Origin of the sequence: Novosphingobium sp. AP12 (genome assembly GCF_000281975.1) — a bacterium.
GTDB lineage: Bacteria > Pseudomonadota > Alphaproteobacteria > Sphingomonadales > Sphingomonadaceae > Novosphingobium.
This window is the reverse complement of record NZ_AKKE01000029.1, coordinates 1-21,126: the sequence shown is the minus strand read 5'-3', so window position 1 is coordinate 21,126 and position 21,126 is coordinate 1. Positions and strand designations below refer to the sequence as shown.

The following is a 21,126-nucleotide window of genomic DNA, read 5'->3' as shown; positions in this document are numbered from 1 at the left end:
CTTTTTGTCTAATTCCGTATTCTATCGACAGAAAGGACGATAATGGCAACGTACGCACGGTCGGCTGGACGGCACCCTGCACTTCCCGGAAACCTGGCCCCCAACGACACACTCCGCCGCAAGGCACTGGAAAAGCTGACGCTCGCAATCGCTAGGGCAGTCGAGTCCGCGAGCGACGATACACTGGCGGATATCGTCGGAACTGAAGACCTGCGCCATGCCCTCACGATCGCCCCACGGGATATTGCGCCAGAATCCTCTGCGGATCTTGCAGCGATCAAGGCTGCGCGCGAGAAGACCGCTCGTTTCCGCGACGACATGGCAAGCCGCGCAGGTGGTATGCTAGAACGCGCAGACGTCGCCGAGATGCTGGGCGTCAGTGTAGCTGCAATCGAAAAGCAGCGGCAACGCCGCCAAGTATTGGGCGTCCTTTACGGTAACGAAATCCGCTATCCGGCCGCCCAGTTCGTGGCCGGCGCGACTGTCGCGAACCTCAAGCAGTTGCTCGAGGCTCTCGGCGACTCCGACCCGTGGGAGCAGCTTATGCTGCTCACGACGCCAGTCTCGGGATATGGGCCGGAACAGGAAACCCCGTTGCAGATCCTTGCTCGCAAGCCCGGTGCAGAAACGCTGAAGCAAGTCGTCGCGCTCGTGACAGGCTGGGCAGCCTGACGCGTCATGGCCGTAACCTTGATGCGCCGTATCGGCGCAGGCGTACATCTGCACCGATACCATCGCGCCATTCACAGTCCGATTTTCTTTGGTCCGAGTGGCCCCAATCCGGCCAACCGGTTCGACTCCCCGGACGGCAGCTACAGGATCCTATATGCTGCGCGATCCATCGAGACGGCGTTTGGTGAGACGTTCGTGCGCGCTCCGGCCAATCCTTACATACTCTCGACAACGATCGATGCACGGGTTCGAAGCGAGCTCGTGACAACCCGGGCACTCAGGCTTTATACGCTTGTGGATGCCGGGGTCTCCACGCACGGTTTCTCCTTCACTGATCTCCATGGCGACGCCTACACGCGCACTTGGGAGATTAGCGGGCATATCCAGGAGACGACGAGCGCCGATGGGATCCTCTACACCTCGCGCTTCAATAATCAGCGGTGCGTTGCGTTGTTCGAGCGCGCCTCCGATGCGATAGCGGTCTCGGCCGTGACCGCCGTTCCTATTTCACCATCCGAAGCGGAACGGTTGGCTGCCCAATTCGGCAAGACGTATGTGGAACCCTGACACTTCGCGCGGCATTGCGCCGTGCCAGCCCAACTTGTTCAAAGTTTAAGCCAACATGTCTGAAATCCTTCTGTTCAAGCACGGTGATTTCATTCAGGCTGAACCGAAAGCCCCCTCCCCTACCCGAGCCGCTCAATCGATAAAGCCATGAAAAACAGCCTTGATCACCTTCCTTCGAAAAAGCAGCGCGACCTGGACCGGATCGTCCAGATCCTGTTCGAGGAATTCGAGGACGCGCACGGTAGCCCTACAGGGGAACGTAAGCTCGGACGCATCCTCAAAATCATTCTGTTCGGATCCTATGCGACAGGCCGGTGGGTGCATGAGCCGCACACAAAAAGAGGCTATCAGTCGGATTACGACCTGCTCATCATCGTCAATCAGAAGGAACTCACCGACCGGGTCGATTACTGGTCGAATGCCGAGGATCGCCTCGACCGCGCATGGTCAGTTACACGAGAAATCAGCGCGCCGGTGAACTTCATCGTCCATACGCTTCAGGAAGTGAACGATGGCCTGGCCCATGGCCGGTATTTCTTCATGGATGTCGCGCGCGATGGCATTGTGCTCTATCAGCTCGACGATAGCGAATTGCACGCGCCCAAGCCGAAGACCCCGCAGGCCGCTTACGATATGGCGGCAGCGTACTTCGACAAGTGGTTCAAGCTCGCTGTTTCGGCTCAAATGGGCTTCAAGTTTTTCCATATCAACGAGCAGTACGAAGATGCAGCCTTCAATTTGCAGCAGGCATGCGAGCGGCTCTACTACTGCGTGCTACTAGTCTACACCTTCTACACTCCTTACGTTCACAACATCAAATATCTGAGAACACAGGCGGAGAAACTCTCACCTCGGCTGATCGAAGCGTGGCCCCGGCCGGCGCGCAAAAAAGAGGCGATGTTCCAGAAGCTGAAGGACGCGTATGTCAAATCCCGCCACTCCGACCATTTCAAGGTGACGGAAGAGGAGTTTAGCTGGCTCTCGGAGAGGGTCGAGATGCTTGGCGAAATCGTAAACGAGCTCTGCCAAGCCCGACTTGCGGAATTGAAGGCCGCGATCTGAAGCTAGGCGGCGGCCATTGCGGTATCACCTTTCGAAGGTGGGCCTAAAGGCAGCCCTGCTGCCGCCGGCCGTGTAGGGTGTGCTGAAGATTAGGCACTGAACACCTCGCCTGTTGGTTGGTCCGCTTTCTGGGAAACTGGCGGATTACCGGGCTTCCCGTGGGGAAATTTAGCCCGGCGGGCGTCTGATGGCCAGCGATGAAATCGCTGATTGAGACCAAAAACGGTCTCTGGTACGCAAATAGCCACCATTCTATCGTCAGCAGCGGTTCCCGCGATCAGGACCCGCGCGGACCTTGCGGCCTGCGAGTCTGCTTCCAGCGTTTGCGTCTCAGGTCTCCTCGGGGCGGACGAGTCCTTAATCTGGCCCGCCCGCCCCATTTTCTCAGGCGGCCTCCCAAACCCGGTTGAGAACCTGCGCCGCCATTGCCGATTTGTCTTGCGGCAGGAACCGCCCGTAATGCTTCGCAACCGTGTCCGGGGTATCCTGGATACCATAACTGGCCTGCTCGTAAGATCCGGTCTGTTTCAGGATATGGGTCGCCAGGACATCCCTGACGTTATGGGGGCCATGCGGCAGCAGGCCCCTGATCGCACCGCGCCCCGTGTATGGATTGAAGACCCCGTAACGCTGGGTAATGAGGCGCCACGCCTCGTAAAAGGTGTTTTGATCGTAGGCCGCATCGCGGCTCGTGGCCTTCGCCGATTTAACAAAGAACGTGCCGGGGTCATCGGCGCCATTCAGGAGCAGCGCGCGGTCCTGCCGGAGGTACATGTCGATGTGGTCGTAGAGGCCGCCAAGGTCCGGTAATACGAGACGAAACGGCTTACCGGAAAAGAACGAGGAGTGCGCGTTCTTGAATGCGGCCGAAGGCACCAGGACCTCCCAGCCCTGATCGCGATCGCTCCATCGAAGCTCGCCTCGTTTGAGCGTTTCCAGCTGCCTTTCCGTGCGTGACTGTTGGGCCTTCGGACAGACCATGAGCTGACGCAAATTCTTCTGCCGCAGGCCCAGATGCAGGCCGAGCCGTAGAATGAGATAGGACCGGGTGACCTCCGCCGCCGCGCGGGGATGACGGCGGGCGTCGGGTCTGTGTTTCAGCACCTCCTCGGCGATCTTCAGATACTCCGCAACCGGACTGGGGGCTTCCAGAATTGGGAGGATTGGCTCGAATGGATCACGATGGACGCGTGCCACGCGTTCGACTTCCTTCACCCTCGTCAACACATGGACGTGCAGTCGCTCGCAGGCCCCTCCCCAATCGCTTTTGGCCACGGCCACGTCGTCTTCCGAGACCAGCCCCGCGATCGGAGCGAGCCGATTGGCCAGCTCCGGATGCTGACGGATCCACCCGGTTTCCGACCGGACCATCGCCATCGCATTGCGGAGCATGTCGGCCTCCCAGAGCGTGAAGAATCCGCGCCGCTGCTCGCGCCACTGGACGTACCAATCCCACACCCTGGGAAAGATCAGTAGCGCGAAACTCAGCTGGCCGAGAGGCACTCCCAATCCCGCCACCGCGCCCTTGGGTGATGCCGCCAGCGCCCCGAACATCAGACCGAAATGCTCGATTTTCTGTGCCGTCGTTTCCCCGCCCCAAACGCCCGAGCGCTGGAACCCGACATCGGTGAGCGTGGCGGTCTTGAAGCGGATCAATTCGCGCATTTCCGCAAGAAGCTGTGGGGGCGCATCCGGCCCTCCCCTGCCCGCTTCCGCAGCGACTTCGAGGCCATCGTTCGCCGGCTGGTTTCGAACGGCCTGGGCCCTCCTGCCGGTCAAAGCCGGGAAGCGGACACCGTAGCGATCTCTCATCGCCTTGGCCTGGTAGCGTCGGTAATCCGTCGCTCCCGATATGACGACGGTGCGGATCCAATCGAGGATCTCCGCTTGCTCGCGCCGGGAGCGTTCGGCGAAGTCGTCGGGGAGATGCCAGGCCAGCCGCCGTTGCTCGGCTTTGGAGATTCCATCGATGCCGGCAAGCTGGCTCACTCGGCGCGAGTGGGGCAGTTTAGCTTTGAAGTAGCCGGCCGGCAGCCGGTAGCGTCCTTCGATGCGTGCCAGGATCAGAAGGCTGTCCGCGCTCCCGGGGCTGCGCTTACCGGCAAGCCAGGATTTGAGGGTCGAGGAGGTGAACTTTTCGCCGGTGTGCACGAGAGCCTTATGAAGCTGATAGTAGCTTTCGCCATGGCGCTTTATGTGCAGGTTTAGTGCCTCGGGAAAGCCGGGCGGATCGATCCATTCGCTTGACAGCGGTGTGGGTTTTTCAATCACGGGCACAGGCTTGCGGCCGCGTCTGCGAGAAGGGTTTTCGGTCCCGTCGCGGCACACGCGGCGTGAGTTCGAAGGCATCGAAATTTGTTTCCGTTTTCTGCTTGACTGAGACCGGGCAGGACAGCCCGGCGCCAGCGCAGTGCTACGGTTTCGGCACGCATTTCAAGCCGGGCTGCGCAAGTTGGGGGGGACAGGGTTTGGGACTTTCCGGTCAGTCCGCTTTGGCGTGGAGCGAGTGAGATAACGGACATTCTAATGTCTACTTTCCTACCCCCTTCTTGATCGTTTCGGGCGAGGTAGGCGATGGCGAAGATTTGGCTTCCCCAGCAGCTGTAACCACAAGATCGAACGCGGCGATCACCTGGCCAGCAAACTTGATTGTCGTATCTGCGCTAAATGCCAGCAATCCGTCGCTGCAGTTCAACTAGGCGCGGATCGCCCTTCAAATCGGCGATTCTGGCTAGTTTTTCAACAAGTTGTTGAACGCCGTACGGCCAGTCACCTGCGCGCACGGGCAATATCGCTGACATGACGGCCAAATACTCTTCCGGATTTACAGCGACGGTCTCGTCTTGCGACCGCATCCACCACAGTCCCAACGGGGCTGCGTTAGCAACCCTAGTCAGAAGTGGAAGGATCGCCTCGGTTAAGATTGAGACATGCTCTCCCCCAGTTAGAGCGATTTGCGCGAGAGCCGACATCGCACCGCCCGATCGGACGAAACTCTGCCGCGGCCAGACCTCTTCAAGAAACGCCAGCTTATCGGCGAGCGGATTGGGCGCGGGAGGATCAGCCGTAGCATCCTCGTTCCAACGCATCAGTTGATTGAGCGCCATCACGCGATCGGCATCGCTGGCCGTCATTAGCGCCGCTTTCAAATCTTCGCTCGAAAGCAGCCGGCTTCCACTGTCATCGTGCTGGCGCCACGCCGACAATAGAATGCCAACGATCCGCCGATAGCCGCGCGGCAGTGCTCTGTCCTCGACGGATGCGGCCTGCGGATCATGGGCGATGAGCCTGCGCAACGCGTCGACCAGGCGATGCGCGAAATCTGAGGCGTGGTTGATGCCGAAGTCATGCTCGTCGTCGCCATTAGCCGATTCGAACGGGCGCAGCATGAAATATGGTTCGCTGCGAAGTCGCGTCTCCAATGCGACAGCAAGCGTCAAATTGCTTCGTAAACCCTCGACATATCGGCGGAGCCATTCATCGGGAACCTCGACCTCAGGGTAGGTCGGGTAATGGACTTCCCAAGAAAGGACGTTGTCGCTGGACGCAGTCGGATCAACTGGTACGTCCGTCCAAGAGCGTCGTACCGCCAGTCGGGGTTCGGTTGCTTCGAATAGGCGCTGCATATACCATTCCGACCAACCTCCGGAGGCAGTGGCGGAAGAAACGACGCCGTAGGCGGCGAGATCGTGCCCGCCATATCGCAGGTTGTTCTTTCGCTTCGCATCGACCAGGTCACGCCAAGTCTGTCGCAACGCCGCATCGGCAGTTGGCGTTTCGAACGTTCGTTCGATCGCCTCACTGAGCGCGGGGTGGAGATGATGCTGTCCGGCGGCCCACCACATGGCGAATGGCTGTTCGGCAACTCCGCCGAGCCAGTTGGATAAAATGAACTGCCGCGAAGAAAGTTGATGTGGATCCTGGGCGCTTCCGCCGCGCATGCTTGATCGTGGTATCGAGCTGTTCGGGTAGGTGTCGGTGGGCAGCGGCTCGAGCGCCGACCACGCGCCATCAGGTAGTGCCCGATCGCTTCTAGGATTTTGCGGGTTGCTCGGAGACGGTAGCAGATCGCTGTCGAGACCGAACTGCGCGAATGGATCGATCGCCGTCCCTTTTGGATCGATCAGCCGATCCCTCGGCGTGGCGTACCGGATCGCTGGATCGAATACACCCAGCCATTGCGCGGGCGGCGTCGGCTTTGCGGCGAGAAAAGCACGAGCGCCTACTTGGGACGATACTAATTGCGCAATCTGACCACGTTCGAAAGGATTCAGCGACCCCGGCGGCTGTGACGCGAGTTCGGCGATACTATTATGCCAGGCTTCCGGATCACGAGCGCGTTTCGCCCAGAGTGTGATCGTCGACCAAAGTTGGTCGAAGCGGTCAAACGGAATGGCGGTAACACCCTTCTGCATCCATAGCGTGGAGGCGGCCTTCGCGGTGCCGCTTTGGAAGGCGTACAAGCGATCACCGGCATAGTTTGGCCGCAACGCTTCGAGCAAGTATTTCAACGGTGGGTCGTCCGCAGAATACCCGACGAAGACAATGCGAAACCGCTCGATCAGCGCCTGCATAAAGCGCGTTGCCCAGCCGTCAGAAAGATAGGCTCGGCCGAAATCGGCCGATGAGAGAACAAACTCTTCGCTGTCGATATCGTCGTACGCGTCATTGACCTTGCCGTGCAGGTGCACGATCCCGCGAAACCCTGCCCCCTTCGACGGATTGGGAAACAGGGGAGGAACAAGACAATCGAGCGGCGTTGACGCAGCGGCCTCGAACAGCAAATCGAAATTGGTCGTTACCAACCGCGTGACGCCGTCTGGTCCTCTTGAAAGGTCTAGAAGCGACCGATGCGCATCAAGAATGGCAGTCTCAGGAGGTTTAACTGCCTTTGAGACCGCGCGCCGTACATTCTGCACGGGAAAGTCACGCTCAAGCAGTCCGAAAATCTGATCCGTGGCGACGACACTTCCCACACCATCGATTGCCGGGAGGTTTTGTGCGATATCCAAGACTTGGGCGGCCGTGCTCTCGCTCGCAACGCCGAGTTCGGTGATCACGCGCTGGGCGAGCTGGGGGAAGGTCGGTCCGCCTGCCTGATGCAAGGACACGCCAGATCCACAAAAAATATGACTTGGCCGTCATCCCGCGCATCGAGCAGGTCGCCGGGAATATCTGGTCCGTCCGCAGTAAACCGCATGCCGCCTTCACTCCACTTCCGCAGCCTACCGTAGGTCGATTGTCTGCTCCAGTCGATTTCTTGACCGACGGTCAATTACTCAATTTTCGGCGCAGCTCGCCGGTCTCTTACAACCAGCAGACAGTCGGCAGTCAGCCCCAAACAGAAAAGCAGTCCGACCGCTCCCGGGGGCCGGAAATCGGCGGCTACGCGTCTGAGAAGGCACGGGTTTGTGGTCTGCGCAACGCCTTGGGTTGGGACATTGCTGCCGTTCGAAGCAGCTGCACGGAACGACGGCTTCTGGCAAATTGCTGTAGATGAGAATGGCGCTCAGGATTGCTCCCGCGCTGCTCGCTGAGTGCCAGCTTTCCAAGCGATGACTGCGCCCAGGCTTGCGATCATTGCCCCGCCGACGAAAGCAGCAGAGAGGCCCGACGCGAATTGGTCAGGCGTCGCTACAGCGGCATAAATGGACGTGATGACCGCGATACCGAGCGCACCGCCAATCTGCTGGTCCATTTGCAGAAGCCCAGATACCGCACCGGCATGCTCTTCAGGCACGCCATGCATGATGGCGACCGTACCCGGCGCAAAGATCAAGGCGACGCCGATGGCATGGATCAAAAGAGGGACGAGGACGGCCGGAAAATAGCGGCTGTCAGCCGCCAGAAAAGCAAAGCCCAGCATGCTGAGAGCGACGACCAGACTGCCGGAGATAAGCAGGGCACGAGACCCAAACCTTGCAATCAATCGTGGCGCAAAACGACTGATCATCGCTACAGCCAGCGTGAGAGGCAGATAGCCCAGGCCTGCTGCAAATGGCGTCCAGCCAAGCACGCGCTGAAGATACTGGACCAGCATGAAAAGCATGGCGAAATGCATGCCGACGATCACCGCCATCACCGTAAGCGCTGCAAGGCGTGACCGGTCCTGCAGCAGGCTGAGGTTGAGTAGCGGGTTGGGATGAACCCGCTCGGTCTGTATGAAGAGGCCCAAAAGCAGTGCGGCAGCGACAAACGAGAATAGCGTGCCAACCGCCGCCCAACCGTTGTCGGCTGCGCTGATAAACCCATAGGTAAGTGCGCCGGATGCAATCGTCCCGGTGAGCGCTCCGACATAGTCGAGTCGAGATCGCCTTGGATGGGTTTCGGCGACAAGCCGTCCGATCGCGATGACAACCAATACGCCGACTGGCACATTGATGAGTAAGGCCCAGCGCCATGACAGGAGCTCGGTCAGGACTCCTCCTAGGATCAAGCCTGCGGATGCCCCTGTCGATGAGACGGCAATGAACATCGAGAGGCCTTTCGCCTGCTCTGCTTCATTGCGTGCCATGACCATTACCAACGCCAGGACGCTTGGCGCCGCCAGCGCCGCGCCGCCTCCTTGAAAGACCCGCGCCATGATCAGGACCCACGGCTCCTGCGCGATACCGCCAAGCAGCGACGCGGCGACAAATACAGTCAGTCCCATGCGGAATGCCCGCACTTGGCCAATCATGTCCCCGAGACGCCCTCCCAGCAGGAGCAGGCCGCCAAAGGCGATACCAAAGGCGTTTATCACCCAGGTCAGCCCTGCGGCACTAAAGCCGAGATCGACTTGTATTCGTGGCAGCGCCACCACGACGATCATGAGGTCCATTGCGAGCATCAGCTGGGCCGCAAGGACCGTCCAGAGGGCAAGCGCGCGTCTGCGCGACGTGAAAGCCGCGCTTCCACGAAGGAGGCCTGACATGGGTATCTTCCTGATAAGCTGGAGACGCGATCGGACAGATCGCGTGAATGAGCGCCTGGCCGGATCGCCAGGCGCTCGATTTATGAAGTAGTCATCTGCACCTATGTTGTCAGTCAGACGCCGCGCGCGCCACCCGTGGAGCGGATGGATTCGCCGCTTATCCAGTGGCTGTCGTCCGATGCGAGGAAGACGGCCGTGCGGGCGATGTCGTCAGGCTCGCCAAAGCGGCCGAGTGGCGTCTCTGCCAGCAGCGTCTTGCCGAAATCACCGTCGAAGTTGCCATCGGTCGCAGGGGTATTGGTATAGCCCGGCCTGATGGCATTCACCCGGATGCCGCGCGGCCCCAGTTCGCGGGCCAAGCCGTAGGTCATGGTGTCGATGGCGCCCTTCGTTGCGGAATAGACCGTGGTGGCGGCGGACGGATGGGTGCTCAGGATCGAACTGACGTTGATGATGCTACCACCAGCATCGTTGAAATTCTTCAAGGCCTCACGCACCGCCAGGAAGGAGCCCAACACGTTGATGTTGAACTGCGTGTGGAAAGCCTCTTCGGTCACGTCCGCGACCATTTCGAAAACGGCGACGCCGGCATTGTTCACCAGCACGTCGATCTTGCCATGGTCGGCCGCGACCGCATCGAACATGCGCACGACATCTGCCGCCTTCGACATGTCGGCCTGCATGGCAACGGCCTTGCCGCCGGCTGCCTCGATCGACTTGACGACGGCCTCGGCCTTGTCCTTGCCGTTGGCGTAATTGACGACGACCATCGCGCCCTCAGCCGCAAAGGCCTTGGCGATGCCGGCACCAATGCCGCTTGATGCGCCGGTCACGACGGCCAGTTTGTCATTCAATCTCATCGTTTCGTCCTTCTTGTAATGCAATCTTGTAAGAGCAGAGGGAGGTGTTCTCTCGCCGTTGCGATATTGGGCTAGTGCGGGCTCCACCCATGCCGCTTCTTCTCTGCTATTTGCCTATTCTTCTCACAGTCGCTTGTTTTCCGATGGTCCAGACGCCATCTGCCGCTCCATGATCGAGGCAATGAAAGAGTTGCGCACCATAGTGATGCGCGCCGGCAGCAGATGGACGGAAACCGGGCTTCCACGCGTGGCGATGGTCCGGGCCGAGGCTTGTTCGGATCAGGTCTATGAGCCGATGCTCCACCTGGTCCTGCAGGGGTCAAAGAGCCTTTCGATCGGGGACAAAATTCTCAGCTTCGAGGAAGCGAGCTATTTCGTCGTGCCTGTGGACGTGCCGGCCACGGGGGAAATCCAGGCCGAAGGGCCAGGCGAGCCGTATCTGGCCGTCAGCCTGACACTGGAGCCTGCCGCGATCGCGGCCATGCTGGCGGAGATGCAGGCAGGCGACACCGCGCCGCCGCCCTCCGGGTTCTCGGTATCGGTAGCAAGCCCGGAAATGATCGATGCCTGGTTGCGGCTCATGCGGCTGATGGACAGACCTCAGGAGGCTGCGATCCTGGCACCGATGATCGAGCGCGAGATATTGTTTCGAACGCTGATTGGCCCGCAAGGCGACAAACTGCGTGAGATTGCATCGTCGGACAGCCGGCTTTCGCAGATACGTCCGGCAATAGGCTGGATCCGGGATAACTTTGCCGAACCCATCCGCGCCGAGTCACTTGCCGAAATGACCAGCATGAGCGTCGCGGCCTTCTACCGGCACTTCAAGGCGGTCACCTCCATGGCGCCGATCCAATATCAGAAACGGCTGCGTTTGCTGACAGCGCGGCGCCTGCTGCTGTTCGAAGCCAAGGACGCAGGCTCGATCGCCCACTCCGTGGGATACGAGAGCGCTTCCCAGTTCAGCCGCGAATACGCGCGGATGTTCGGCCTGCCGCCGCGCCGTGATGCAGCCCGCTACAAGGTGCCGACCTCCTCCAGCGACCAGGACGTCAACGGCCCATTCTTGGCAGAAGCCGGTTTTTTATGACCTGGCGCTCCAGATGATTTCCTGACGTGCGATCATTCATCATCCGGAGCACCGATTGGGCGAATGTTATCCGCGCCAATGCGGAGGATAGGCCGCATCGTAGCCTGGTATGGTCTTGAGCCGATCCAGCCACGCGCTGATCGCAGGTTGGGTCTGACCGAGGTTGTCGAACCCGAGACCGAGTTCGACTGCCTCGGGCTTGGCGCCGAAGCGTCCGAGCATCTGGAGGATGGGCATAGCCGCGATGTCGGCAGCGGACACTGATTCACCAGCGAGATAGGGATGACGCTTTAGAATGTCCTCCAACCACGCCAAGCTGGTGGTGGCGACAACCGCAGCCACGCGGGCAGCTTCAGGATCCTTGATGGCTTCGCCATAGGAGATGGCGCGAACCACGCCTGTCTCGATCGGATCCCGAACGTAGTTCACAACCTCGAAGATGCGCTGCCAGATCAGGCCGGTCTCCACCGGTGTTTCTCCGAACAGGGCGGGGGTCGGATGGGCGCTTTCCAGGAACGCCATGATGGCTAGCGACTCTGCGATGACAACGCCGTCGGCGTTCAACACCGGCACCGTACCGCGCGGATTGAGCGCCAGGAACTCCGGCGTCTTGTGTTCCTTCCTGCCCGGATCAAGCCGGTGCGAAACATATTCGACACCCTTGTACTCCAGGGCGAGCATGGCGCGCCACGCATTGGGGCTGCCGCTTATCCAGTAGAAATCATAGGCCATTGGCTGTCCTTTCAAGGACGATCGGTGATCGCGGGCATCGCGGCGCACCGGTAGGTGTTGGTCGGCATCAGCAGGCCAAGGTAGCGATCATCGCTGGAATCCCTGCGATTTGCGCCGCCCTTCGACCTCAGACCAGTTCGGCGAGAGCCGAGGTATCGAAACGCATCATGCCCGCATAGTCGGCCGCCCGGACTTTGCGCACCCAGTTCGGATCGGTGATCAGCGCCCGTCCTACGGCGATCAGGTCGAACTCGTCCTTGTCCATTCGGCGGACGAGTTCGTCCAGGCCGGCCGGATCGGAACTCTCGCCGGAAAATGCGCTCACGACGTCGCGCGACAGTCCGACAGATCCGACGCTGATGGTCGCGGCTCCGGTCAGCTTTTTCGCCCAGCCCGCGAAATTGAGCCCTGCCTCCCCGTCCACTTCAGGGAACTCCGGTTCCCAGAACCGCCGCGTTGAGCAGTGCAGAATATCCGCGCCGGCTTCGACGAGCGGCGTCAGCCACTCGGTCATTTCGCCCGGAGTCTGCGCCAGTCGCGCCGCGTAATCCTGCCCCTTCCACTGGCTCAACCGCAAAATGATCGGGAAGTCCGGCCCGACCTCTTCGCGGACCGCCGCGACGATGTCGGCGGCGAACCGCGTGCGGTCACGCAGGGTCGCGCCGCCGTAACGGTCCGATCGGCGGTTGGTTTCGGACCAGAAGAACTGGTCTATCAGATAACCGTGGGCGCCATGCATTTCGACGGTGTCGAAGCCCAGGCGCCTGGCATGCCCGGCAGCCTTCGCGAATGCCGCGACGGTATCGGCAACCGCCTCCTCGCTCATCGCAGTACCGCGCGGAATGTGGGATGTGACAAGCCCTGACGGGCTCTCTGGAAGGATGGCCGGCTCCCAGTCGATCGCCGAACTCTTGACCGACCCCGCGTGCATGAACTGCGGGCCCATCCGCCCGCCGGCGGAATGAACTGTGTCGATGACGCTGCGCCAGCCTGCCAGCGCAGGCTTCCCGTAGAAGGACGGGACAGTCGGCTCATTTCCCGAACTGGGCCGATCGACCATCGCCGCCTCGCTGAGGATCAGGCCGACGCCGCCTTCCGCGCGGCGGCGATAGTAGTCGGCCTGGGCTTGTCCGGGAACGCCGTCGATCGCGAATGACCGGGTCATGGGGGCCATGACGATCCGGTTCGGGACGGTCAGCGATTTGAGCGCGAAGGGGCGAAACAGGGTATCGGTGGCAAGCATTTTCAGCTCCTCGTAGCGATTGAAATGGGAGCCGCCCCGGCAGCCTTTCGAAGACCACGGGGCAGCTCCGATCGTGGTCAGACCTGTGCCTGGCCACCGTCCGCGAAGATTTCAGTCCCGTTGACGAAACTCGAATCGTCCGACGCGAGGAAGAGCGCGGCCCGCGCGATTTCTTCCGGTTCGCCCACCCGGCCGAGCGGGATGCGGGTCGCGAGAAAATCGAGCATTCCCTGCTGATGTGCGGGGTCTTCCCCTGCGAACCCGAGCAGGAACGGCGTCTTGATCGGGCCGGGGCTCAGGACGTTGACGCGAACGCCGGCCTCCTTGAGGTCGAGAATCCAGCTTCGTGCCAGGTTGCGGACCGCAGCCTTGGAGGCGGAGTATACGCTAAACGCGGCAGCGCCTTCGATGCTGGCGCTGGAGCCGGTCAGGATGATCGACGATCCCTTGATGAGCAGCGGCAGGGCCTTCTGGACGGTGAAGATGACTGCCTTCACATTGCGACCGAAGATATCGTCGATATGCTCCTCGGTGATCTGGCCGAGAGGAAGCATGCCGCCACCGCCCGCATTGGCGAAAAGGGCATCGATCCGGCCCGCCTCGCGCCCGACCTGCTCGTAGAGGCGATCGAGATCGGCCACGTTCGATGAATCCGCCTGGATGGCGGTGACGTTGCCGCCGATTTCGGCCTGCGCCGCCTGCAGCGTGTCGAGGCTGCGGCCGGTGATGTAGACATGTGCGCCCTCGGCGGCGAACAGCTTGGCGGTTGCCAGGCCGATGCCGCTGGTGCCACCCGTGATGACAGCGATCTTGCCGTCGAGCCGATCCGACATGGTAATTCTCCGATTTGCTTGAAGGGCCGGCCCGGTTCGTCGGGCCCGCTCCCTGTCCTCCAGGTAGGGGGAAGCCGGGAGGTGCAGAAGCTCGTGGCGATGGAGACATTATCCATGTCGGTGGACGATGGGCCGCGACGCCTGGGCGGCGCGGGGCAAGCCGATTTCAATTCTGCTGCGCGAATATTTCCACGGCCCAATCGATGAACGCCCTCAGTTTTGCACTGGGATGCCGGGTGGCGGGATAGACCAGATGGATCGGCAGTGTCGGTTGGGCCCAGTCCTCTAAGACTGCCGTCAGGCGGCCCTGGGCCAAAGGCAGGTGCGCGCTGAATCCGAAAATCTGTCCGATCCCGAGCCCGGCGAGCAAGGCTGCCGTGTGTGCGGTGCTTTCGCTGATGCTCACTGCCGCCCTCGGGCTGATTTCGTAGGCCTCGTCTTCTTTGCTGTAATGCATCGGCAGTGATCGGCCGGTTTGCGGAAAGAGATAGGCGACCCCGAGATGGCCGGCCTCAAGCTCTTTGGGATGAGCCGGAACGCCGCGTGCCGCGAAATAGGCCGGGGTGGCGCAGGTGACGGAATGGAGGGTGCATAGACGCCTTGCGATAAGCGAGGTGTCGGCCAGGTCGCCTCCCCGGATGACGCAGTCCACGCCCTCGCCGATCAGGTCGACGGGGCGATCGCTAACGCCCAGCAACACGTCCACGTCGGGATAGCGCGCGCGGAAATCGGGCAGCCGGGGGATGATGAGCAGGTTGGCCAGCGATGACCCGACATCGACCCGCAGCCGCCCGCGCGGGTTCGACCGGGCATCGGCGGCGGCGGCGTCCATGTCATCGAGATCGGCAAGCAGCTTCAACGCATGCTTGCGGTATGCCTCGCCTTCCGGGGTGATGGTGAGCGCGCGGGTGCTGCGTTCGACCAGTTTCGTGCGTAAATGCTGCTCCAGATCCTGAAGCAGTTTGCTCACCGACGAGCGCGGCAGGTCGAGCGAATCCGCCGCTTTCGCAAAGGAACCCGCTTCGGTGATGCGGACGAAGACCCGAATGGCGAGAAGTTGATCCAACGAAAGGTCCTTTGGCGAAACGGAGCATGAAGCTGGCGATGGCATCGACCGAGATGGGCCGGGTTCCGGCGGCAGCGCCATGTGGGCTGACCATTCATCGAGGCGCCAGGGAAGCCTGCATTACATGCCAGCGTTCCCGTGGTCTACGATACCTGGCGGCTGAGCAACATCGGCGCCGGGCCATCCGCCCAGCGCGCGGAACAGAGCGATGGAGCTGGCTTCGCGCGTCTCCCTGATAGCTAGGAGCGCGAGTTCAGCGGCATAGTAGGCGCGTTCGGAATCCAACGTCACCAGGAATGGATCAAGTCCGGAACGGAACCGGGCCTGCGCCAGCGTATACGCCTCGCGAGCGGCATTCCTTTGAAGCTGCCGGGCATCGACTTCGCTGCCGAGTGTCTGCCGGCGCGCCAGGGCATCGGCGCTTTCGCGAAACCCGGATTGGATGGACCGTTCATAGCGGGCAAGCATAGCGCGCTTCTCGGCCTCGGCATATCGGATCCCACCTTTTGCCCGGCCCGCGTCGAAGATCGAGAACGAAGCCTGAGGGGTTACGGCCCAGTAATTACTCCCGCCCGCGAACAGCCCTCCGATGCCCGTGCTCAACGTGCCGAGCGCACCCACCAACGAAAGACTCGGAAAGAACGCGGCTCGGGCGGCGCCGATGTCCGCATTGGCGGCCTGCAACTCGTGCTCGGCCTGCTGAATATCCGGTCGGCTCAGCAGGACCGTGGAGGGTAATTCCCCAGGCAGGGTGCGCAAGGTGATCCCGGCAGTTGGGATACCATCGGGTAGCAGGTCGGCCGGTACAGGTGCACCGGCGATCAGGTCCAGGGCGTTGCGATCCTGCGCCACCGATGTCGTCAGGGCCTGCACCTGGGCACGCACATTTTCGTAGGCGGTGATGGCCTGCCGTACCTCGAGCGCCGATGCCGCGCCGGCGTCATGGCGGGCCAGCACGATGGCTTGCGTCACACCGAAGGCCTTCTGCGTCTCGATGGTGGTTCGGAGGCGATCCTGATCCGCACCGAGCCGGACGTAAAGGGTCGAGAGTTCCGCGATCAACGTCATCTGCACCGAGCTGCGGGCCATGTCGGTGGCAAGATATCGTTGCAGTGCGGCCTCGTTCTCATTGCGAAGGCGGCCGAACAGATCGATCTCCCAGGCATTTAGGCTTGCCCCCGCCGAATATGTATCAATGCGCCGGCTCCCGTCGCCGGCGGATGAGCCCGGCGCATTGCTCCCGATCGAACCGGCGGGGGTATCGGCGGACAGTCTCTGAAGATTGGCCTGGCCGCCCGCTGCAATCGTCGGGAACAAGTCCGCGCGTCGGATGCGATATTGCGCGCGCGCCATATCGACGTTCGCCAGGGCAAGACGCAGATCGCGATTGTTGGCGATCGCCATCGCGGCGAGCTGCCGCAAGCGCGGCTCGGCGATGAAGGTCTGCCAACCTGACGGCAGATCGGTTGTGGTGGCGGGGACCGGGGCAGTCTCCCTCGGTTCATCAGCCAGTGCCAGGGGGACCGGCATGGCCGGGCGACGATAATCCGGAGCCAGGCTGCAAGCGCTGACGCCAAGCGCCAGCAGGATCGCGGAGGAAATTCTGCGTCGCATGTCAGATCGGCTCCTGGCTTGGGTGGGGAGACGCAGGCACGGCAGGCGCGGATCGCTTTTGTCCGAACACCCGCTGCACCAACATGAAGAACACCGGCACGAAGAAGATCGTGAGGAAGGTGCCGGTCAGCATTCCGCCGATGACACCGCGACCGATCGCGTGCTGCGCCGCGGCGCCTGCTCCGGTTGAAAAGGCGAGCGGCAGTACGCCGAAGCCGAAAGCCAGGGATGTCATCAGGATCGGGCGAAGTCGCTGCTCGGCAGCTTCGCGGACGGCATCGAACGCGGTCTTGCCGGCCTGCATGTTCTCTTCGGCAAATTCCACGATGAGAATAGCGTTCTTGGCCGTGACGCCCACCGTGGTGATGAGCGCGACCTGGAAATAGATGTCGTTGGCAAGGCCCGTCAGCCAGGCGACCAGCAGGGCGCCGAAGATGCCGCAAGGCAGAACGAGAATGACAGCCAGCGGGACCGACCAGCTTTCATACAGGGCGACAAGACACAGGAACACGATCAGGATCGAGATGGTGTAGAGCATCGGCGCGCGTCCACTCGACAATGCCTCTTCGTAGGACTGCGCGGTCCAGCCAACATTGAACCCGGCCGGCAGCTTTGTCGCCAGGTCGTTCATCACGGTCATGGCAGAGCCGGTCGTCTGGCCCGCGCCGGGCGCACCGAGAATCTCGACCGAGGGTGTGCCGTTATAGCGCTCGAGCCGCATTGGACCGACGGCCCAGCTTGTCTTCGCGAAGGCCGAGAGCGGCGCCATCGCGCCGGATGCGCCGCGCACGTAGATCCGTTGCAGATCGTCCGGGGACCGGCGAAATGCCTCGTCGGCCTGCAGGAAGACCTTCTTCACACGGCCCTGATCGAGGAAGTCGTTGACGTACGATGATCCGAACAGGCTGGCGAGCGTGTCGTTGACGTCCGCCTGCGCGACCCCCAGGGCAGCGGCGCGCCTGGTATCCACCGCGATCTTGAGTTGCGGAGCATCCTCGATCCCATTCGGCCGTACCGCCATCAATCGAGGATCGTTGGCTGCAGCCGCGATCAGGGCGTTTCTGGCGGCAATGAGCTTTGCGTGCCCGTGGCCGACCTCGTCCATCAGCTCCAGATCGAACCCGGTCGTCTGGCCAAGATCCGGTGCTGCCGGCTGCGAGAACGAGAAGAACGAGCCCGCGCGATCTTTCGCCATGGCAGCATTGATCCGGCCGGCGATCGCAGCGGCGCTCTTGTCGCTTCCCTTTCTGTCCTCCCAATCCTTCAGGCGCAGCATCATGACGCCGGCGTTTTCTCCCTGGCCGCTGAAGCTGAAGCCGGTGGCGGTAAACACGGTCTCGACGTTGGCACTTTCCGTTCGGACGATATGCTGGCGGGCGCGCTCCAGCAGTGCGTCGGTCTGTTCGGCGCTGGCGTTCGCGGGCAGTGATACCAGCGCAAAGAGCGAGCCCTGATCCTCGTCGGGCAGGAACCCGGTGGGAAGCCGCACGAAGAGGAACACGAGCCCGGCGCACAGCAGGCCATACAGGACGAGCGAGCGCCCCCAACGACGCGATACGGTCCGGACAGCGCCATCATAGCGGTTGCGCCCACGATCGAAGGTGCGGTTGAACCATCCGAAAAAGCCCCGGCGTTCGGTATGCTCGGGGTTATGAGGTTTGAGCAGGCTGGCACACAGCGCGGGCGTCAAGATCAACGCGACCAGAACCGACAGCAGCATCGTCGTTGCGATCGTGATCGAGAACTGCCGGTAGATGACGCCTGTCGAACCGCTGAAGAACGCCATGGGCAGGAACACGGCGGAAAGCACCACCGCGATCCCGATCAACGCGCCGCTGATCTCTTGCATTGAAGCGCGCGCAGCTTGGGCCGGGCTCATGCCCTGCTCCTGGATCAGACGTTCCACATTCTCGACGACCACGATCGTATCGTCGACGAGCAGGCCGATGGCCAGGACCAGCCCGAACAGCGTGAGGGTGTTGATGGTGAAGCCGGTGACATAGAGCGCCGCAAGCGCACCGAGCAGCACGACGGGCACCGAGATCGCCGGGATGAGCGTCGCTCGCCAGCTCTGCAAGAACAGGAACATGACGAGGAAGACCAGCACGAAGGCTTCGCCGATCGTCTCGATCACCTTGATGATTGACCGGTCGACGAACACCGACGTGTCGAACGAATAGACGACTTTCACGTCGGACGGGAATTGCTGCGACAGCTGGCCCATGCGCGCCTTGATGCCGGCCATGGTGTCGAGCGAGTTGGCACCCGGCGCCAGTTTGACGAGCAGCGCGGCTGCGGGCTTCCCGTCCTGCCGGCTTTCGATGGCGTAGCTTTCGCCGCCCAGTTCTATGCGGGCGACATCGCGGAGCGACACGCTCGACTGATCGGGATTGACGCGCAGGACGATGCGCTCGAACTCCTTCGGGGTCGTGAGGCGGGACTGCGCACCGACGGTAACGTTTAGCGACTGGCCCCGCGCGACCGGACGCGCCCCAATCTGCCCGGCGGACACCTGCGCGTTCTGCGCCAAGATCGCGGCACGGACGTCCTGCACGCTGAGGTTGAGCGCCGACATCTTCAGCGGATCGAGCCAGACACGCATGGCATGCTGCGCGCCGAACAGGTTCAGCTGCCCCACGCCGGCAACGCGGCTGATCTGGTCCTTCACCCGCGAGCTGAGCAGATCGCCGAGATCAGTACTGTTGTGGGTGCCATCCGCCGACACGAGGGAGATGATGAGCAGGACGTAGTTGACCGCCTTGTCGACCTTGATCCCCTGCCGCTGGACCTCCGGCGGAAGCAGCGCGGTCGCCAGCTGCAGCTTGTTCTGCACCTGCACCTGGGCATCATTGGCCTTGATGCCCTGCTCGAAGGTGAGCGTGATGGTGGCGGTCCCGGATGCATCGCTCTTGGCGGCAATGTAGCGAAGACCATCCAGCCCGTTCATTTGCTGCTCGATGATCTGAGTAACCGTGGTTTCGAGCGTCTGAGCATCCGCGCCCGGATAAGTGGCGGTGATCTCAATGGCCGGGGCAGCAAGATCGGGGAACTGAGCGACCGGCAATGCGCGCAGCGCCAGAAGCCCCAGCAGCATGGTGATGATGGCGACAACCCAGGCAAGTTTGGGGCGGTCGATGAAATAAGTCGCGATCACTGGCTGGCCCCTTTCGATCCGGCCGCGCCGTTTCGTTGCGGAGGGACCGGTGTCACGACCTGGCCGGGCCTGGCCGTGGTCAATCCATCGACGACGATGCGATCGCCGGGCACCAGCCCGCGCGTCACCAGCCACCTGTCGCCCACGGCCCTGTCAGCCGTGACGGTACGTTGCTCCAGCGTGTTGTTGCTGCCGAGCACCAGCGCCCTGCCGTCACCCTTCTCGTCTCTCGTCACCGCGCCCTGCGGAACCAGGATCGCGCCGCGGCACGTTCCTTCGGGAAGCACGGTGCGCACCGTCATGCCCGGCAGAAGCCGACCGTCGGGATTGGCGAACAGGGCCCGCAAGGCGACCGCGCCGGTGGTCGGATCGACGATGGTTTCGGAAAATCGGATGCTGCCGGGCCGGGCGTAGGGACGCCCGTTGGGCAGGATCAATCTGACATTGGCGACATCGGAACCCGTTCGGCTCAGATCGCCCGCTTCATAGCTGTCCCGTAGATCGAGCATCTCGTCCGCCGACTGGCTGAGATCAACATAGACCTCGTCGGTGCGAGTGATCGTGGCCAGCGCGGTCGGCTGCCCCGCTTGCACCAGCGCGCCGACCGTCACGAAGGAACGTCCGATGCGGCCGGAGATCGGAGCGCGGATGCGGGTGAAGGCCAGGTTTATGCGGGCAGCGTCGAGAGCGCCTTGTTGCGCGCGCACGGATGCTTTCGTCTGCGCATAGGCGGCGCGGGCCGTCTCGACCTCCTGGCGGCTGACGGCGTCGAGCTTGACCAGATCGTCATAGCGGCCGGCTTGGGCACGGCGGGCCTCGATATTCGCCGTGGCTTCCGCCGTCCGGCCATCCGCCGTCGCGACCGCGGCGCGGTATGGTGCATCCTCGATCACATAGAGCAGCTGCCCCTTCCGGACGTAGGAGCCCTCTTCGAACAGTCGCTGGCGGATCACGCCGTCGATCTGCGGGCGAACCTCCGACACTTCGCGCGCCACGACCCTGCCGGGCAATTCGATCGATAAGGTGACCGGCTCTTCGCGTACCGCGATGACGCCGACGGCAGGCGGAAGCGGCGCAGGCGCCATGGCTGGCCCTGTGCGGAGCGCCAAATACAAGCCGGCAGCGATGATCGCGACGAGCGCCAGCACTATCAGGACCTTGCCTGTAGCGGGCCCGTGCCGGCTTGTCGGAGCAAACCTTCCCTCATCCATCAGCTGGGTGTCTACGTTCATATCGCTTCCCTGTGGGCGAGCAGGCGCGCTGCGCGACCGGGTGGTCCGCAGGACAATCATGCGAGGTAAAAAGATCCCATGGGCGCGG

Annotated in this window: 16 protein-coding genes; 5 read left to right on the top strand and 11 right to left on the bottom strand. The window is 62.0% G+C overall.

The annotated features are described in order from the left end of the window. Positions 1 to 42 precede the first annotated feature (42 nt). The 3 genes from PMI02_RS06015 to PMI02_RS06005 all read left to right on the top strand — a co-directional run bounded on the left by PMI02_RS06015 (position 43) and on the right by PMI02_RS06005 (position 2,301). Complete coding sequence (locus PMI02_RS06015; RefSeq protein WP_007680187.1) at positions 43 to 672, top strand: hypothetical protein; 630 nt, start codon at positions 43 to 45, stop codon at positions 670 to 672. A 21-nt stretch (positions 673 to 693) separates the two neighbouring features. Beyond that, positions 694 to 1,239, top strand: coding sequence for an RES family NAD+ phosphorylase (locus PMI02_RS06010; protein ID WP_238538998.1), 546 nt, complete (start codon positions 694 to 696; stop codon positions 1,237 to 1,239). A gap of 147 nt (positions 1,240 to 1,386) precedes the next feature. After that, a complete protein-coding gene (locus PMI02_RS06005) occupies positions 1,387 to 2,301 on the top strand; it encodes a HEPN domain-containing protein (protein WP_007680177.1) in 915 nt (304 codons plus the stop codon). A 384-nt stretch (positions 2,302 to 2,685) separates the two neighbouring features. Here PMI02_RS06005 and PMI02_RS06000 read toward each other — a convergent pair whose 3' ends face one another. Continuing rightward, positions 2,686 to 4,578 carry a hypothetical protein gene (locus PMI02_RS06000; RefSeq protein WP_238538997.1) on the bottom strand — a complete coding sequence of 631 codons (1,893 nt, stop codon included), beginning with the start codon at positions 4,576 to 4,578 and terminating at the stop codon, positions 2,686 to 2,688. Positions 4,579 to 4,964: 386 nt separating this feature from the next. Next, positions 4,965 to 7,361: an SIR2 family protein gene (locus PMI02_RS05995; RefSeq protein WP_157222407.1), complete on the bottom strand. Its 2,397-nt coding sequence runs from the start codon at positions 7,359 to 7,361 to the stop codon at positions 4,965 to 4,967. 74 nt (positions 7,362 to 7,435) lie between these two features. Here PMI02_RS05995 and PMI02_RS26965 point away from each other — a divergent pair, with 74 nt between their 5' ends. Continuing rightward, positions 7,436 to 7,801, top strand: a complete 366-nt coding sequence (locus PMI02_RS26965; protein ID WP_157222406.1) for a hypothetical protein — start codon at positions 7,436 to 7,438, stop codon at positions 7,799 to 7,801. Positions 7,802 to 7,810: 9 nt separating this feature from the next. On the opposite strand, the gene PMI02_RS05990 is transcribed toward PMI02_RS26965, so the two are convergent. Next, positions 7,811 to 9,214, bottom strand: a complete 1,404-nt coding sequence (locus PMI02_RS05990; protein ID WP_007680172.1) for an MFS transporter — start codon at positions 9,212 to 9,214, stop codon at positions 7,811 to 7,813. Between the two features lie 113 nt (positions 9,215 to 9,327). Further along, on the bottom strand, positions 9,328 to 10,074 hold the full coding sequence (locus PMI02_RS05985; protein ID WP_007680170.1) for an SDR family NAD(P)-dependent oxidoreductase: 747 nt from the start codon (positions 10,072 to 10,074) through the stop codon (positions 9,328 to 9,330). Positions 10,075 to 10,243: 169 nt separating this feature from the next. Between PMI02_RS05985 and PMI02_RS05980 the strand changes: the two genes are divergently transcribed. After that, positions 10,244 to 11,164: an AraC family transcriptional regulator gene (locus PMI02_RS05980; protein ID WP_007680168.1), complete on the top strand. Its 921-nt coding sequence runs from the start codon at positions 10,244 to 10,246 to the stop codon at positions 11,162 to 11,164. Positions 11,165 to 11,230: 66 nt separating this feature from the next. On the opposite strand, the gene PMI02_RS05975 is transcribed toward PMI02_RS05980, so the two are convergent. The 7 genes from PMI02_RS05975 to PMI02_RS05945 all read right to left on the bottom strand — a co-directional run bounded on the left by PMI02_RS05975 (position 11,231) and on the right by PMI02_RS05945 (position 20,954). Further along, the gene (locus tag PMI02_RS05975) at positions 11,231 to 11,896 is read right to left on the bottom strand and encodes a glutathione S-transferase family protein (protein ID WP_007680165.1); all 666 of its coding nucleotides are present in this window, start codon (positions 11,894 to 11,896) and stop codon (positions 11,231 to 11,233) included. Positions 11,897 to 12,023: 127 nt separating this feature from the next. Next, positions 12,024 to 13,139: an NADH:flavin oxidoreductase gene (locus PMI02_RS05970; RefSeq protein ID WP_007680162.1), complete on the bottom strand. Its 1,116-nt coding sequence runs from the start codon at positions 13,137 to 13,139 to the stop codon at positions 12,024 to 12,026. Positions 13,140 to 13,216: 77 nt separating this feature from the next. Next, complete coding sequence (locus PMI02_RS05965; protein WP_007680158.1) at positions 13,217 to 13,972, bottom strand: SDR family oxidoreductase; 756 nt, start codon at positions 13,970 to 13,972, stop codon at positions 13,217 to 13,219. A gap of 166 nt (positions 13,973 to 14,138) precedes the next feature. After that, positions 14,139 to 15,038, bottom strand: coding sequence for a LysR family transcriptional regulator (locus PMI02_RS05960; protein ID WP_007680156.1), 900 nt, complete (start codon positions 15,036 to 15,038; stop codon positions 14,139 to 14,141). 120 nt (positions 15,039 to 15,158) lie between these two features. Next, positions 15,159 to 16,652, bottom strand: a complete 1,494-nt coding sequence (locus tag PMI02_RS05955) for an efflux transporter outer membrane subunit (protein WP_007680154.1) — start codon at positions 16,650 to 16,652, stop codon at positions 15,159 to 15,161. Between the two features lies 1 nt (position 16,653). Beyond that, positions 16,654 to 19,803 (bottom strand): efflux RND transporter permease subunit, encoded by a 3,150-nt coding sequence (locus PMI02_RS05950; RefSeq protein WP_036502533.1) that lies wholly within the window; start codon positions 19,801 to 19,803, stop codon positions 16,654 to 16,656. Then, complete coding sequence (locus PMI02_RS05945) at positions 19,803 to 20,954, bottom strand: efflux RND transporter periplasmic adaptor subunit (RefSeq protein WP_238538996.1); 1,152 nt, start codon at positions 20,952 to 20,954, stop codon at positions 19,803 to 19,805. Before PMI02_RS05945 ends, PMI02_RS05950 begins: the two co-directional genes overlap by 1 nt. Positions 20,955 to 21,126: the final 172 nt, after the last annotated feature.

Bases quoted from the DNA above. Each gene is read 5' to 3' on its own strand.
- PMI02_RS05980 (WP_007680168.1), top strand. From the start codon at position 10,244: ATGATCGAGGCAATGAAAGAGTTGCGCACCATAGTGATGCGCGCCGGC.
- PMI02_RS06010 (WP_238538998.1), top strand. From the start codon at position 694: ATGCGCCGTATCGGCGCAGGCGTACATCTGCACCGATACCATCGCGCC.
- PMI02_RS05990 (WP_007680172.1), bottom strand. From the start codon at position 9,214: ATGTCAGGCCTCCTTCGTGGAAGCGCGGCTTTCACGTCGCGCAGACGC.
- PMI02_RS05955 (WP_007680154.1), bottom strand. From the start codon at position 16,652: ATGCGACGCAGAATTTCCTCCGCGATCCTGCTGGCGCTTGGCGTCAGC.
- PMI02_RS05975 (WP_007680165.1), bottom strand. From the start codon at position 11,896: ATGGCCTATGATTTCTACTGGATAAGCGGCAGCCCCAATGCGTGGCGC.
- PMI02_RS05965 (WP_007680158.1), bottom strand. From the start codon at position 13,972: ATGTCGGATCGGCTCGACGGCAAGATCGCTGTCATCACGGGTGGCACC.
- PMI02_RS05970 (WP_007680162.1), bottom strand. From the start codon at position 13,139: ATGCTTGCCACCGATACCCTGTTTCGCCCCTTCGCGCTCAAATCGCTG.
- PMI02_RS06005 (WP_007680177.1), top strand. From the start codon at position 1,387: ATGAAAAACAGCCTTGATCACCTTCCTTCGAAAAAGCAGCGCGACCTG.
- PMI02_RS05985 (WP_007680170.1), bottom strand. From the start codon at position 10,074: ATGAGATTGAATGACAAACTGGCCGTCGTGACCGGCGCATCAAGCGGC.
- PMI02_RS06015 (WP_007680187.1), top strand. From the start codon at position 43: ATGGCAACGTACGCACGGTCGGCTGGACGGCACCCTGCACTTCCCGGA.